This is a genomic window from Kitasatospora sp. NPDC034023 (assembly GCF_055575795.1).
This window is the reverse complement of the sequence record NZ_JBVIRY010000051.1, coordinates 15,059-30,423: the sequence shown is the minus strand read 5'-3', so window position 1 is coordinate 30,423 and position 15,365 is coordinate 15,059. Positions and strand designations below refer to the sequence as shown.

The window sequence follows — 15,365 nt, the reverse complement described above, 5'->3', positions numbered from 1 at the left end:
GTGCGGAGCTCACGATGACCACGCCCAACGAGAAGATCGTCGCAGCGCTGCGGGCCTCCATCAAGGAGACCGAGCGCCTGCGGCGGCAGAACCAGCAGCTGATCGCGGCCTCGCGCGAGCCGATCGCGATCGTCGGGATGAGCTGCCGGTTCCCCGGGGGCGTGGAGTCTCCGGAGGCTCTGTGGCGGCTCGTCGCCGACGCCGGCGACGCCATCTCCGAGTTCCCCACCGACCGCGGCTGGAACCTCGCCGACCTGTACGACGCGGACCCGGACCGGCCGGGCACCTTCTACGCCCGCGGCGGAGGCTTCCTGCACGATGCCGCCCGGTTCGACCCGGCGTTCTTCGAGATCAGCCCGCGCGAGGCGCTGGCCATGGACCCGCAGCAGCGGCTGCTGCTGGAGACCTCCTGGGAGGTCTTCGAGCGGGCGGGCATCGACCCGACCACGCTGCGCGGCAGCCGGGCCGGCGTCTTCGTGGGCGCCTCCTCGCAGGGGTACAGCGCGGTCGCGGACGACCTGCCGGACGGTGTCGAGGGCTACCTGCTGACGGGCAACGCGGCGGCGGTCGTCTCAGGGCGCCTGTCCTACACCTTCGGCTTCGAGGGGCCGGCGGTCACCGTCGACACCGCCTGCTCCTCCTCGCTGGTCGCCCTGCACCTCGCAGTGCAGGCGCTGCGCAACGGCGAGTGCTCGATGGCGCTCGCGGGCGGCGTGACCGTCCTCGCCACCCCCGACGTGTTCGTCGAGTTCAGCCGCCAGCACGGGCTGGCCTCGGACGGCCGGTGCAAGGCCTTCGCCGCCGCGGCGGACGGCACCGGCTGGTCCGAGGGCGTCGGCATGCTGCTCGTCGAGCGGCTCTCCGACGCGCGACGCAACGGCCACCAGGTACTGGCGGTGGTGCGCGGCAGCGCGGTCAACCAGGACGGTGCGTCCAACGGGCTGACCGCCCCGAACGGCCCGTCGCAGCAACGGGTGATCCGGCAGGCCCTGGAGAGTGCCGGGCTGACGGCGGACCAGATCGACGCGGTCGAGGCGCACGGCACCGGCACACGACTCGGCGATCCGATCGAGGCACAGGCCCTACTGAACACCTACGGCCAGGAGCGGGCCGACGACCGGCCGCTCTGGCTCGGCTCGCTCAAGTCCAACATCGGCCACACCCAGGCCGCGGCCGGAGTCGCGGGCGTCATCAAGATGGTGCTCGCGATGCAGCACGGCGTCCTGCCGCGGACCCTGCACGTGGACGAGCCGTCCCCGCACGTCGACTGGACGGCCGGCGCCGTCGAACTGCTGACGGAGAACCTGCCGTGGCCGGAAACCGGTCGGCCGCGCCGGGCTGCCGTCTCCGCGTTCGGTGTGAGCGGGACGAATGCCCACACCGTCCTGGAGCAGGCTCCGGCCGCGGAGGAGGCCGCGGAGGATGACTCGGTGGCCCTGCCGGTGTCGCCGACAGTGCCGGTGGTGCTTTCGGCGCGGAGCCCGGAGGCGCTTGTGGCGCAGGCGGCGGGGTTGGTGGCGGTGGTCGAGGGCGGTGGTGCGCCGAGTGTGGCGGATCTGGGGTTCTCGCTGGCGACGGGCCGGGCGGCGTTCGAGTACCGGGCGGGGTTCGTGGCCTGCGATCGTGCGGAGTTGCTGGCCGGGCTGGCCGCGGTGTCCGGTGGTCAGGCCTCGGTGGTGGAGGGGCGGACGGCGTTCCTGTTCACCGGTCAGGGCAGTCAGCGCGTCGGGATGGGGGAGGAGCTGTACGGCGCGTTCCCGGTGTTCGCGGACGCGTTCGATGCGGTGTGTGCGCACCTGGACCAGTTCCTGGACCGTCCGCTGCGTGAGGCGATGGCCGACCCGGAGCTGATCGATGAGACGGGTTGGGCTCAGCCGGCGCTGTTCGCGCTGGAGGTGGCGCTGTTCCGGCTGGTGGAGTCGTGGGGTCTGACCCCGGACGTGCTGGCCGGGCATTCGATCGGTGAGCTGGCTGCCGCCCATGTCGCGGGTGTGTTCTCGCTGGCGGATGCCGCGAGGCTGGTGGCGGCTCGTGCCGGGTTGATGCAGGCGCTGCCGCGCGGCGGTGCGATGGTCGCGGTGCAGGCGAGCGAGGCCGAGGTGCTGCCGCTGCTCACTGGCGGGGTGGGCATCGCCGCGGTCAACGGCCCGACCTCCGTCGTGGTCTCGGGTGCCGAGGATGTGGTGCTGGCCGTGGTCGCGCAGTTGGAGGGTCGGAAGTCCAAGCGGCTGACGGTCAGTCATGCGTTCCACTCGCCGCTGATGGACGGCATGCTCGCGGACTTCCGTGCCGTCGCCGAGCAGGTCACCTATGAGTCCCCGCGGATTCCGATCGTCTCCACTCTCACCGGCGCTCCTGTCTCCGCCGAGCTGACCGACGCCGAGTACTGGGTGCGCCACGTCCGTGAGGCCGTCCGCTTCGCCGACGCGGTCACCGCCCTGGAGGCGGATGGTGTCCGGACGTTCGTCGAGTTGGGTCCGGACGGTGTGCTGTCGGCGATGGGTCAGGAGTCCGTGGCCGAGGCCGTGTTCGTCCCGGTGCTCCGCGCCGGCCGCCCGGAGGCCCGCACGCTCACGGTAGCCCTCGTCCAGGCCCACGTCCGCGGCCTCGCGGTCGACTGGCCGGCCGTGTTTGCCGGTACCGGCGCGCGCCGGGTCGACCTGCCCACCTACCCCTTCCAGCGCCGGCGTTACTGGCTGGAAGGCGGCACGTCGGTCGGTGACGTCGCGTCGATCGGGCTTGGTGCGGCGGGGCACCCGCTGCTCGGTGCGAGTGTGGAGTTGCCGGATTCGGACGGTGTGGTGTTCACCGGCCGGCTGTCGGTGCAGTCGCACCCGTGGCTGGCCGATCACGCGGTGATGGGTTCCGTGCTGCTGCCCGGCACGGCGTTCGTCGAGCTGGCGATCCGCGCCGGTGACCAGGTCGGCTGCGGGCTGCTGGAGGAGCTGACGCTGGAGGCGCCGCTGGTGCTGACCGAGCGCGGCGGCGTCCAGCTGCGCCTGTCCCTGGCCGGCGTGGACGAGGCGGGCCGGCGGACGCTCAGCGTCCACTCGCGCCCGGAGGACGCTGCGGAGGGCGAGCCGTGGACGCGGCACGCCACCGGTGTGCTCGCACCCGACAGCACGGCCGCCGTCCCGTCGTTCGATCTGGTCGAGTGGCCGCCGAGCGGTGCGGTGTCGGTTCCGGTCGACGACCTGTACGAGCGGCTGGCCGCGGCCGGGTTCGGATACGGACCGGTGTTCCAGGGCCTGCGCGCCGCCTGGCGCCATGACGGAGACACCTACGTGGAGGTGGCGCTGCCGGACGACGCCCGGGACTCCGCCTCGTCCTTCGGCCTGCACCCGGCGCTGCTGGACTCCGCGCTGCATGCGGTCGCACTCGGCGACCTGCTCGACGACACCGGGCGCGGGCGCCTGCCGTTCTCGTGGAACGGCGTCACCCTGTTCGCCTCGGGCGCCGGCGTGCTGCGGGCCCGGCTGTCCCGCGCCGGCGCGGACGCGATCACGCTGGGACTCGCTGACGAGAGCGGCCGGGCCGTCGCCGAGGTCGGCTCGCTGGTGCTGCGTGAGGTCTCCGAGAGCCAGGTTCGCGGCGGTCCTGCCGAGTCGCCGTACCGGGTGGAGTGGACCGTGCTGCCGGTCTCCCCGGCGCCGACGGGCGACTGGGTCGTGCTCGGCGGGGAAGGCCTCGGCGCCGAGCTGTCCGCCGAGCCGTTCGCCGAGCCGTTCGCCGACCTGGTGCGGCTCCGCGAGGCGGTCGACGGGGGCCGGTCCGTCCCCGACACCGTGCTCCTCCCGCTTCTCGCGACGTCCGACGGCGAGGTGTCCGCCGCGGTCCGCGCCGCGCTGCACGGGGTTTTGGGGACGGTGCGGGAGTGGCTGGCTGATGAGCGGTTCTCGGCGTCGCGTCTGGTCCTGGTGACCCGTGGGGCGGTCGGTGCCGAGGTCGAGGACCTGGTACACGCCCCGGTGTGGGGCCTGGTCCGCTCGGCGCAGACGGAGAACCCGGACCGGTTCGTCCTCCTGGACGTGGACGGTCCGGAGGTTGCGGAGGGCCTGCTGGCGGGGGCGTTGGCCGCCGATGAGCCGGAGCTGGTCGCGCGCGGTGGCGAGGTGCGGGTGCCGCGTCTGGTCCGGGCGGCTGCGTCCTCGGAGGCGGTGTCGGTGTTCGGGTCGTCGGGCACGGTCCTGGTGACGGGTGCGTCGGGTCTGCTGGGCGGGCTGGTGGCCCGTCACCTGGTGGTCGGGCACGGGGTGCGGAGCCTGCTGCTGGTGTCCCGCCGTGGTGCGGACGCGCCGGGTGCGGCGGAGCTGGTCGCCGAGCTGACGGACGCCGGCGCAACGGTGACGGTCGCGGCGTGCGACGTGGCCGACCGGGAGGCGCTGGCCGCGCTGCTCGCCGACCACGAGCTCTCGGGTGTGGTCCACACGGCCGGTGTCCTGGACGACGGCATCGTCACCTCGCTCACTCCCGACCGCATCGACACCGTGCTGCGTCCGAAGGTCGACGCGGCCCTCCACCTCCACGAGCTGACGGCCGATCACCCGCTCACCGCCTTCGTACTGTTCTCCTCCGCCGCCGGCACCTTCGGCGGCCCGGGCCAGGGCAACTACGCGGCCGCGAACGTCTTCCTGGACGCCCTCGCCGCCCAGCGCCGGGCCGCCGGACTGCCCGCCACCTCCCTCGCCTGGGGCCTGTGGGCCGACGGCGCGGGGATGGCCGGCAACCTGGCGAGCGGTGATGCCGACCGGATGGCCCGGTCGGGTGTCGAGGGGCTGGCCGCAGCGGAAGGGCTGGCGCTCTTCGACGCCGCCGTCGCCACCGATGCCGCGACCCTGGTGCCGATGCGGCTCGACCTCGCCGCCGTCCGCCGCGAGTCCACCGCCGGGGTGCTGCCGCTGCTGCGAGGGCTGGTCCGGGTGCCGACCCGCCGCTCCGCCCGCGTCGGGGCTGCGGCGGGCGGCTCCGAGCTGGCCGCCCGCCTGTCGGCCCAGCCGGCCGCGGACCGGGAGCAGACCCTGCTCGGCCTGGTCCGCACCCGGATCGCCGCGGTACTCGGCTACGCAGACGCGGGCGAGGTCGACGCCGGGCGGGCGTTCAAGGAACTCGGCTTCGACTCGCTGACCTCCGTCGAACTGCGCAACCAGCTCAACGGTGAGACCGGTCTGCGGCTGCCCGCGACGCTGGTCTTCGACTACCCGACCCCGGGTGCCCTGGCCGCGTTCCTGCTCGCCGAACTGGTCGGTGACGCCGTCGAGCAGGGCCCCGCCGCGGCCCCGGCCGAGGCGACCGACACCGATCCGATCGCGATCGTCGGCATGGCCTGCCGCTTCCCGGGCGGCATCGGCTCGCCGGAGGACCTGTGGCAGCTGGTCTCGGAGGGCCGCGACGCCGTCTCCGGCTTCCCGACCGGCCGCGGCTGGGACCTCGAGAACCTCTACCACCCCGACCCCGACCACCAGGGCACCTCGTACGCGCGGGAGGGCGGGTTCCTGCACGACGCAGGGCTGTTCGACCCAGGCTTCTTCGGGATCTCGCCGCGCGAGGCGCTGGCGATGGACCCGCAGCAGCGCCTGCTGCTGGAGACCTCCTGGGAGGCGTTCGAGCGGGCCGGCATCGACCCGGCGACGCTGCGCGGCAGCCGCACCGGCGTGTTCGCCGGCGTGATGTACCACGACTACACCAGCAATCTGGGTGAACTCCCCGACGGTGTCGAGGGCTACCTCGGCACCGGCAACTCCGGCAGCATCGCCTCCGGCCGGGTCGCCTACACCTTCGGCCTGGAGGGCCCGGCGGTCACCGTCGACACCGCCTGCTCCTCCTCGCTGGTCGCGCTCCACCTGGCGATCCAGGCGCTCCGCAGCGGCGAGTGCACGATGGCGCTCGCCGGCGGTGTCACCGTGATGGGCACCCCCGAGACCTTCGTCGACTTCAGCCGCCAGCGCGGCCTCTCGCCCGACGGGCGCTGCAAGTCGTTCGCCGCCTCGGCCGACGGCACCGGCTGGGGCGAGGGCGTCGGCCTGCTCCTCGTCGAGCGGCTCTCCGACGCCCGTCGCAACGGACACCGGGTGCTCGCGGTCGTCCGGGGATCCGCGGTCAACCAGGACGGCGCCTCCAACGGCCTCACCGCGCCGAACGGCCCGTCCCAGCAGCGGGTGATCCGCGAGGCCCTGGCCGCCGCTGGGTTGACGGGCGACCAGGTGGACGCGGTGGAGGCGCACGGCACCGGCACGACGCTCGGCGACCCGATCGAGGCGCAGGCACTGCTCGCCACCTACGGGCAGGCCCGCACGGAGGAACTCCCGCTCTGGCTGGGCTCGGTGAAGTCGAACCTCGGCCACACCCAGGCCGCCGCCGGTGCGGCGGGCATCATCAAGATGGTGATGGCGATGCGGCACGGGATGCTGCCGCCGACCCTGCACGTGGACGAGCCCTCGCCGAACGTCGACTGGACGGCCGGCGCGGTCGAACTGCTCACCGAGTCGCGGCCGTGGCCCGCGACCGGACGGCCCCGACGGGCCGCCGTCTCCTCGTTCGGCATCAGCGGCACCAACGCCCACACCATCATCGAGGAGCCGCCGAGTGACCTCCGCACCGTGCAGCGCCGCCCGGCGGAGCGCCGGGCGCCGGTGCTGCCCTGGCTGCTCTCGGCCCGCGGCGAGGACGCACTGCGGGCGCAGGCCGCGCGGCTGACGGCCCTGGTGGAGGAGTCGCCCGATCTCGAACTCGCCGACGTGGCACACACTCTGGCGACCGGGCGCGCCGTCCTCGAACGGCGCGCCGCGGTGGTCGGCGAGGACCGTGCTGCCGTCCTGCGTGCGCTGCGCGCACTGGCGGCGGCCGAGCAGGACCCGGGGCTGGTCCAGGGCGTGGCCGCCGCCGGCCGGCAGGCCTTCCTCTTCACCGGTCAGGGCAGCCAGCAGGCCGGGATGGGGGAGGAGTTGTCTGCCGCCCACCCTGCGTTCGCCGCGGCGTTCGACGAGGTCTGTGCGGAGCTGGATCGCCATCTGGATCGTCCGCTGCGCGAGGCGATCGCGGACGCCGAGCTGATCGATGAGACGGGTTGGGCGCAGCCGGCGTTGTTCGCCGTGGAGGTGGCGCTGTTCCGCCTGCTGGAGTCGTGGGGCGTGCGGTCGGACTTCGTGGCCGGGCATTCGATCGGTGAGCTTGCCGCTGCGCATGTGGCCGGGGTGATGTCGCTGGCGGATGCGGCGCGTCTGGTGGCTGCGCGGGGTCGGCTGATGCAGGCGCTGCCGCGCGGCGGCGCGATGGTCGCGGTGCAGGCGTCCGAAGCGGAGGTCCTGCCGCTGCTGGGTGACGGTGTTGGCATCGCCGCCGTCAACGGCCCGACCTCCGTGGTGCTGTCCGGTGCCGAGGACGCCGTCCTGGCCGTGCTGGCGCAGCTGACGGGACGCAGGTCCAAGCGGCTCACCGTGAGTCATGCGTTCCATTCGCCGCTGATGGACGGGATGTTGGCGGAGTTCCGTGCGGTGGCCGGGCAGGTGGTGTTCGAGCTGCCGCGGATTCCGGTGGTGTCGACGTTGACCGGTGGGCTGGTCTCCGTGGAGTTGACGGATCCGGAGTACTGGGTGCGGCATGTGCGGGAGGCTGTTCGGTTCGCGGATGCGGTGGAGGCGTTGGCGGCGCAGGGTGTTCGGACGTTCGTGGAGCTGGGCCCGGACGGGGTGCTGTCGGCGCTGGGCCAGGAGTCCGCGGCCGAGGGCGCGTTCGTCCCGCTGCTGCGCGCGGGTCGCCCCGAGGCGCAGTCGCTGGCGACAGCGCTCGGCCGGACCCACGTCCGCGGCGGGCACGTCGACTGGCCGGCCGTCTTCGCCGGCCACGACGCCCGCCCGGTGGACCTGCCCGCCTATGCCTTCCAGCACGCCTGGTACTGGCTGGAGTCCGCCGCGCCGCAGCCCGGCGCCGTGGGCGCCGAGGACCCGGCCGCCGCGCACTTCTGGCACGCCGTCGAACGTGAGGACACCGCCACCTTGGCGGCGGCCCTCGAGATCGAGGACGGCGACCAGCTGAGCGCCCTCCTGCCCAAGCTCTCGGCGTGGCGGCGGCGCAATCGTGAGGCGTCGGTGGTCGACGGCTGGCGTTACCGGGTGGTGTGGCGGCCGGTGGCGGAGTCGGCGGACGGGCTGTCGGGTGTGTGGCTGGTGGCGGCCGGGGCCGCTGAGCTGGCCGGGGTGTTGGCCGGCCGTGGTGCGGAGGTGCGGTTCTTCGATGCCGACGCCGGCGCGGCCGACCGTGTCGTGCTGGCGGGCGAGTTGCGGTCGGTGCTGGCCGATGGTGCGGTGGTGGCGGGTGTGCTGCTGCCGGCCGTGGCGCCGGGCCCGGTGCTGGCCGTGGTGCAGGCGTTGGGTGATGCCGGGGTCGCTGCGCCGTTGTGGTGTGTGACGCGGGGTGCGGTGGCCACCGGCGGTTCGGAGCGGCTGGCGGATCCGGCGGCGGCGCAGGTGTGGGGTCTGGGCCGGGTGGTGGCGTTGGAGCATCCGGAGCTTTGGGGTGGTCTGATCGACCTGCCGGAGTCTCCTGATGAGCGGGCCTTGGAGCGTCTGGCCGGCGTGCTGGCCGATGGTGGTGAGGATCAGGTCGCGGTCCGGTCCTCGGGTGTGTTCGGTCGGCGTCTGGTGCGTGCGCCGCGGGGTGAGGGCTCGCCGTGGTCGCCGTCGGGGACGGTGCTGGTGACCGGTGGGACGGGTGCGCTGGGTGCGCAGGTGGCTCGTTGGCTGGCGCGGAACGGGGCCGGGCGTCTGGTGCTGACGAGCCGTCGGGGCCTGGAGGCGCCGGGTGCGGCCGAGTTGCGGGACGAGCTGACCGCGCTCGGGACAGCTGTGACCATTGCCGCCTGCGATGTTGCGGACCGGGACGCGCTGGCCGGATTGCTGGCGGAGCACGAGCTGTCGGCGGTCTTCCACACGGCCGGTGTGCTGGACGACGGTGTGATCGACGCGCTGACCGGGGAGCGGTTGGCGTCGGTGGCCCGTCCGAAGGTGGATGCGGCCCGTCATCTGCACGAGCTGACGGCCGGCCGCGATCTGTCCGCGTTCGTGCTGTTCTCCTCGATCGCGGGGACGATCGGCAGTGCGGGGCAGGGTAACTATGCGGCTGCCAACGCGTATCTGGACGCCCTGGCGGAGCAGCGGCGGGCGGACGGCCTTCCGGCGACGTCGATCGCCTGGGGTCCGTGGGCGGAGGCGGGCATGGCCACCGACGACCGGCTGGCCGAACGCCTGCGCCGCGGCGGAATGCCGGCCATGGCGCCGGAGCTCGGCCTGTCCTTCCTCCGGCGGGAGCTCGCCCCGAACGGGGATGCTCCGGCGGTGGTCGCGGCCGACGTCGACTGGGAGCTGTTCGCCCCCGGGTTCACCGCTGCCCGGCCCAGCCGCCTCCTCGACGCGCTGCCCGAGGCCAGGGAGGTCCTGGACCGCACGGCGCACGCCGCGGCCGGTCCCGGCACCGGGCTCGCCGAGCGGCTCGCCGGGCTGCCGGTGGACGAGCGCGACGCCGTGCTGCTCGACCTGGTGCGCGGACACGCGGCCGCCGTCCTCGGCCATGCGGACCCGGCGGGCGTGGAGGTCGGCAAGGCCTTCCGCGAGCTGGGCTTCGACTCGCTGACCGCCGTGGAGTTCCGCAACCTGCTGGGTGCCGCGACCGGCCTCCCGCTGCCCGCGACGCTCGTGTTCGACTACCCGTCGGTCCGCGGCCTGGCCGACCACCTCCGCGACGAACTCCTCGGCACGGCCGCCGCGGAACCGGTCGCCACCGCCGTTCCCACCGTGGACGACCCGATCGCCATCGTCGCGATGAGCTGCCGCTTCCCGGGCGGCGTCGACACCCCCGAGGCGCTGTGGCGGCTGCTGTCCACCGGCGGCGACGCGATCGCCGGCTTCCCCACCGACCGTGGTTGGGACCTGGAGACCCTCCAGAGCGGCGACGAAGCGCACTCCTCGGCCACCCGGGAGGGCGGATTCCTCTACGGGGCGGGCGAGTTCGATCCGACCTTCTTCGGGATCTCGCCGCGCGAGGCACTCGCCATGGACCCGCAGCAGCGGCTGCTGCTGGAGACCGCCTGGGAGGCGTTCGAGCGGGCGGGCATCGACCCGGAGACCCTGCGCGGCAGCCGTACCGGCGTCTTCGTCGGCACCAACGGCCAGGACTACCTCCAACTGGCCATCGAGGCCTCCGACGAGATCGGCGGGTTCCTCGGCACCGGCAACGCGGCCAGCGTGGTCTCCGGCCGTCTCGCCTACACCTTCGGCCTGGAGGGCCCGGCGGTCACCGTCGACACCGCCTGCTCCTCCTCGCTGGTCGCCCTGCACTGGGCCGTCCAGTCGCTGCGCAACGGCGAGTGCTCGCTCGCCCTGGCGGGCGGCGTGACGGTGATGTCCTCGCCGGGTGCGTTCGTCTCGTTCAGCCGCCAGGGCGGCCTCGCCGAGGACGGGCGGTGCAAGGCGTTCGCGGCGGGCGCGGACGGCACCGGCTGGGGCGAGGGCGTCGGCCTGCTGCTGGTCGAGCGGCTCTCCGACGCGCAGCGCAACGGGCACCAGGTGCTGGCCCTGGTCCGCGGCTCCGCGGTCAACCAGGACGGCGCGTCCAACGGTCTGACCGCGCCGAACGGGCCCGCGCAGCAGCGGGTGATCCGCCAGGCGCTGGCCGCGGCCGGGCTGACGGGCGGCCAGGTGGACGCCGTCGAGGCGCACGGCACCGGCACCCGGCTCGGCGACCCGATCGAGGCACAGGCACTGCTCGCCACCTACGGTCGGGACCGCACCGGGGCGGAGCCCCTCTGGCTGGGCTCGATCAAGTCGAACATCGGCCACACCCAGGCCGCCGCCGGCGTCGCGGGCATCATCAAGATGGTGCTGGCGATGGAGCACGGCGTCCTCCCGCGGACCCTGCACGTGGACGAGCCGTCGCCGCACGTCGACTGGTCGGCCGGCGCGGTCGAGCTGCTGACGGAGCACCGGCCGTGGCCGGAGACCGGGCAGCCGCGCCGGGCCGCGGTCTCCTCGTTCGGTATGAGCGGCACCAATGCGCACACCGTCCTGGAACAGCCGCCCGCGGCGGAACCGGTGCGGGGCGCGGCGGACACCGCCGGCGCTCCGGTGCCGCTGGTGCTCTCCGGCCGCACCGAACCGGCCCTGCGGGCGCAGGCGGCGAGGCTCGGCGCGTTCCTGGCGCAGCAGCCGGAGCTGTCGCCGGCGGAGGTCGGCCGTGCCCTGGCGGCGACCCGTACCCGCTTCGACCACCGCGCGGTGGTGGTCGCGGGTGACCGGGCGTCGGCGGTGCACGCTCTGGCGGCGCTGGCGGAGGGCCGGCCGGCCGCCGGGCTGGTCCACGGCGCTGCGGGCCGGCCGCCGAAGGTGGCGTTCGTCTTCCCCGGGCAGGGCTCGGCCTGGCCCGCCATGGCGGTGGAGCTGCTGGCGTCCTCCCCGGTGTTCGCGGCCCGGATGGCCGAGTGCGCGGCCGCCCTGGCGCCGTTCACCGCCGACTGGTCGCTGCTGGACGTGGTGCGCGGCGTCGCGGGCGACACCTGGACGGACCGAATGGACATGGTGCAGCCGGCGCTCTGGGCGGTGATGGTGTCGCTCGCCGAGGTGTGGCGGGCGGCGGGCGTCGAACCGGCCGTCGTCCTCGGCCACTCGCAGGGCGAGCTGGCCGCCGCGACCGTGTCGGGTGCGCTGACCCTGGAGGACGCCGCCCGTGCGGTGGCGCTGCGCGGCCGCGCGATCGCCGAGGGGATGGCCGGCCGCGGCGGCATGGCGTCCGTGGCACTGCCCGTCGCCGAGGTGCACGCACGCCTCGCCCCGTGGGCGGACCGGCTCTCCGTCGGTGCGGTCAACGGGCCCGCGTCCGTGCTGGTCTGCGGTGAGACGGCCGCCCTGACGGAACTGCTGGCCTCCTGCGCGGAGCAGGGGGTCCGGGCCCGCCTGGTCTCCTCGCACTTCGCCTCGCACTCCGCGCAGGCCGAGGCGATCCGCGAGGACGTCCTGGCCGTGCTGGCGGACCTCCGCCCGCGGGCCGGGACGGTGCCGCTCTTCTCCACCGTCAGCTGTGCGCCGACGGACGGCTCCGACCTGGACGCCGCGTACTGGTACCGCAACCTCCGGCAGCCGGTGCGCTTCGCGGAGGCGGTTGCCGCCCTGCTCGCGGACGGCGTCGACACCTTCGTCGAGGTCAGTGCCCACCCGGTGCTGACCACCGCGATCCAGGAGAACATCGAGGAGGCCGCCGCCGACGCGGTCGCCATCGGCACCCTGCGCCGCGAGGACGGCGGCCCGGACCGGGTGCTCGCCTCGCTCGCCGCGGCCCACACCCGGGGCGTCCCGGTGGACTGGACGGCGTTCCTCGGCGACGGCCGCGGCCCGCACGTCCAGCTGCCCACCTACGCCTTCCAGCGGGAGCGCTACTGGGCGGAGCCCGCGCACGCGGCACCCTCCGACGTGGCCGCCGCCGGACTCGGCGCCGCCGAGCACCCGCTGCTCGGCGCGGCCGTCGAACTCCCCGACTCCGACGGCCACCTGCTCACCGGCCGGCTCTCCCTGCGCACCCACCCGTGGCTCGCCGACCACGCCGTCCGGGGCACCGCACTGCTCGGCGCGACCGCCTTCGTCGAACTGGCCGTCCGCGCCGGCGACCAGGTCGGCTGCGCCCTCGTGGAGGAACTCACCCTGCAGACGCCGCTGGCACTGCCGCCCACCGGGGCGGTCCGGCTGCAACTCGCCGTCGGCGCGCCCGACCCGGCCGGCCGGCGCCCGCTCGCCGTGTACGCGCGGCCCGAGGACGAGGACACCGGGCAGCCGTGGACCCGGCACGCGAGCGGCACCCTGGCCCCCGGCACGGCCGTGCCGACCGATCCGCTCGACCCGGCGGCCTGGCCGCCGGCCGGTGCGGTGGAGCTGCCGCTGGACGGCCACTACGACCGGCTCGCCGACGCCGGCCTGACCTACGGGCCCGCCTTCCAGGGCCTGACGAGGGTCTGGCAGCACGGCGGAGCGGTCTACGCCGAGGCCGCGCTGCCCGACGCCCAGCAGCCGCAGGCCGGTGCGTACGCGCTGCACCCGGCCCTGCTGGACGCCGGCGTGCAGGCGCTCGCCACGGCCGCCCACCACGGGAGCGGCACGGCGACCGCGGACGGGGACGGTACGACGGACGGGGACGGCACGGAACTGCGGCCGTTCGCCTGGAGCGGCTTCGCGCTGCACGCGGCCGGGGCCGGCACCCTGCGGCTGCGGATCGTCCCGACCGGCCCGGACACCGTCGCCCTCACGGCCGCCGACGGCACCGGCGCACCGGTCGCCTCGGTGGCGGCGCTGACCCTGCGCCCCGTCCCGCGTGAGCAGGCCGCGCCGGCCGGCCACCACGACGCGCTCTACCGGGTCGACTGGACCGTGCCGCCGCCGGCCGCCGAGAACGGCGCCCCGGGCAGCTGGGCCGTCCTCGGGCCGGACGACTCCAAGGTCGGGGCGACACTGGAACGCGCCGGCCTGCACGTCGACACCCACGCCGACCTGGCCGGGCTGCTCGCTGCCGTGGCCGCGGGCCGGCCGGCGCCCGCCACCGTCCTGGCCGCCTGCCCTGCCGGGGCCACCGGTGCGGGACTGATCGGCGACGTCCACGCCACCACCGCGCGTACCTTCGAGCTCGTCCGGAACTGGCTGGCCGAGGACGCCCTCGCGGACTCCCGCCTCGTCCTGCTCACCAGCGGCGCGGTCGCCGCCGGACCGGGCGACGACGCGGACCACAACCTCGCGCAGGCCCCCGTCTGGGGCCTGGTCCGCGCGGCCCAGGCGGAGAGCACCGGCCGACTGGTCCTGGTCGACCTCGACGACCACGACGAGTCCCGGCTGCTGCTGCCCGCCGCCCTGGCCGGCGGCGAGGACGAGTACGCGCTGCGCGCCGGCACCGTCCTGGTGCCCCGGCTGGCCCGGGTCGAACGGACCGCGCCGGGAACGGCCGGGGAAACCGCCCCGACCCGCCCGCTCGACCCCGCCGGCACCGTGCTGATCACCGGCGCCACCGGCGGACTCGGCGCCCTGCTCGCCCGCCACCTGGTCACCGAGCACGGCGTGCGCCGGCTCCTGCTCACCAGCCGCCGCGGCCCCGCCGCCGACGGCGCGGACGACCTCCTGCGCACCCTCGCCGACCTTGGCGCCGAGGTCGACCTGGTCGCCTGCGACACCGCCGACCGCGAGGCGCTCGCCGCCGTCCTGGCCGCCGTCCCCGCCGAGCACCCGCTGACCGCCGTCGTGCACACCGCCGCCGTCCTCGACGACGGCGTGATCGGCTCGCTCACCCCCGAGCGGATCGAACGGGTGCTGCGCCCCAAGGTGGACGCCGCCGTCCACCTGCACGAACTCACCGCCCACCTGGACCTGGCGGCCTTCGTGCTCTTCTCCGCGGCCGCCGGCACGTTCGGCGGCGCCGGCCTCGCCAACTACGGCGCGGCCAACGTCTTCCTCGACGCGCTGGCCAGGCACCGGCGGGCGGCCGGACTGCCGGCGCTCTCCCTGGTCTGGGGCATGTGGGCCGAACGGCGCGGCATGGCCGGGCGGCTGACCGAGGTCGACCTCGCCAGGTCGGCCCGCGGCGGCGTCCTCCCGCTGAGTGCCGAACAGGGCCTGGCCCTGCTCGACACCGCACTGACGGTGCCGGACGAGCCGGTGCTGCTGCCCGTCCGGCTGGACCTCGGCGCGCTGCGCACCCTCGCCGGCACGCCCGGTGCCCTGCCGACGCTCTTCCACGGCCTGGTCCGGCCACCGGCGCGCCGTGCCGCGGCGCGTTCCGCCGGCACCGCCGCGGACCCGGCCGCCGACCTGGCCGCGCGGCTCGCCGGGCGGGACCCGGCCGAGCAGGAGCGCCTGCTGCTCGACCTGGTGCGCAGCCACGTCTCGGCCGTGCTCGGCTACTCCTCGGCCGAACTGATCGGCGCCGGCCAGGCGTTCCGCGAGCTCGGCTTCGACTCGCTGACCGCCGTCGAACTGCGCAACCGCCTCGGCGCCGCCGTGGGGCTGCGGCTCTCGGCGACGCTGGTCTTCGACTACCCGACGCCCGCGCTGCTCGCCGAGCACCTGCGCGAGGAGATCGCCCCCGCACCGCCCGCCCCGCAGCTGCTCGCGGAGCTGGAGCGGCTGGAGAGCGCCCTCGCCGCGCTGGCCGCGGACGAGGTGTCCGCCCTCGCCCCCGACGGCGCGGCGCACGGCCGGATCGAGGCCCGCCTGCAGGGCCTGCTCACCGCCTGGAACGAGGCGGCGGCGACGGACGGCGGCGACGGCGACGGCGGTGCGGCGGTCATCGACGACGCCACCGACGACGAGATCTTCGACTACATCGACCGGAAGTTCGGGCGGGGCTGA

Annotated in this window: 1 protein-coding gene; it reads left to right on the top strand. The window is 75.2% G+C overall.

Annotated elements, in window-relative coordinates:
* The first annotated feature begins 35 nt into the window (after nt 1–35).
* Complete coding sequence (locus tag ACZ52R_RS39305; protein ID WP_465755171.1) at nt 36–15,365, top strand: type I polyketide synthase; 15,330 nt, start codon at nt 36–38, stop codon at nt 15,363–15,365.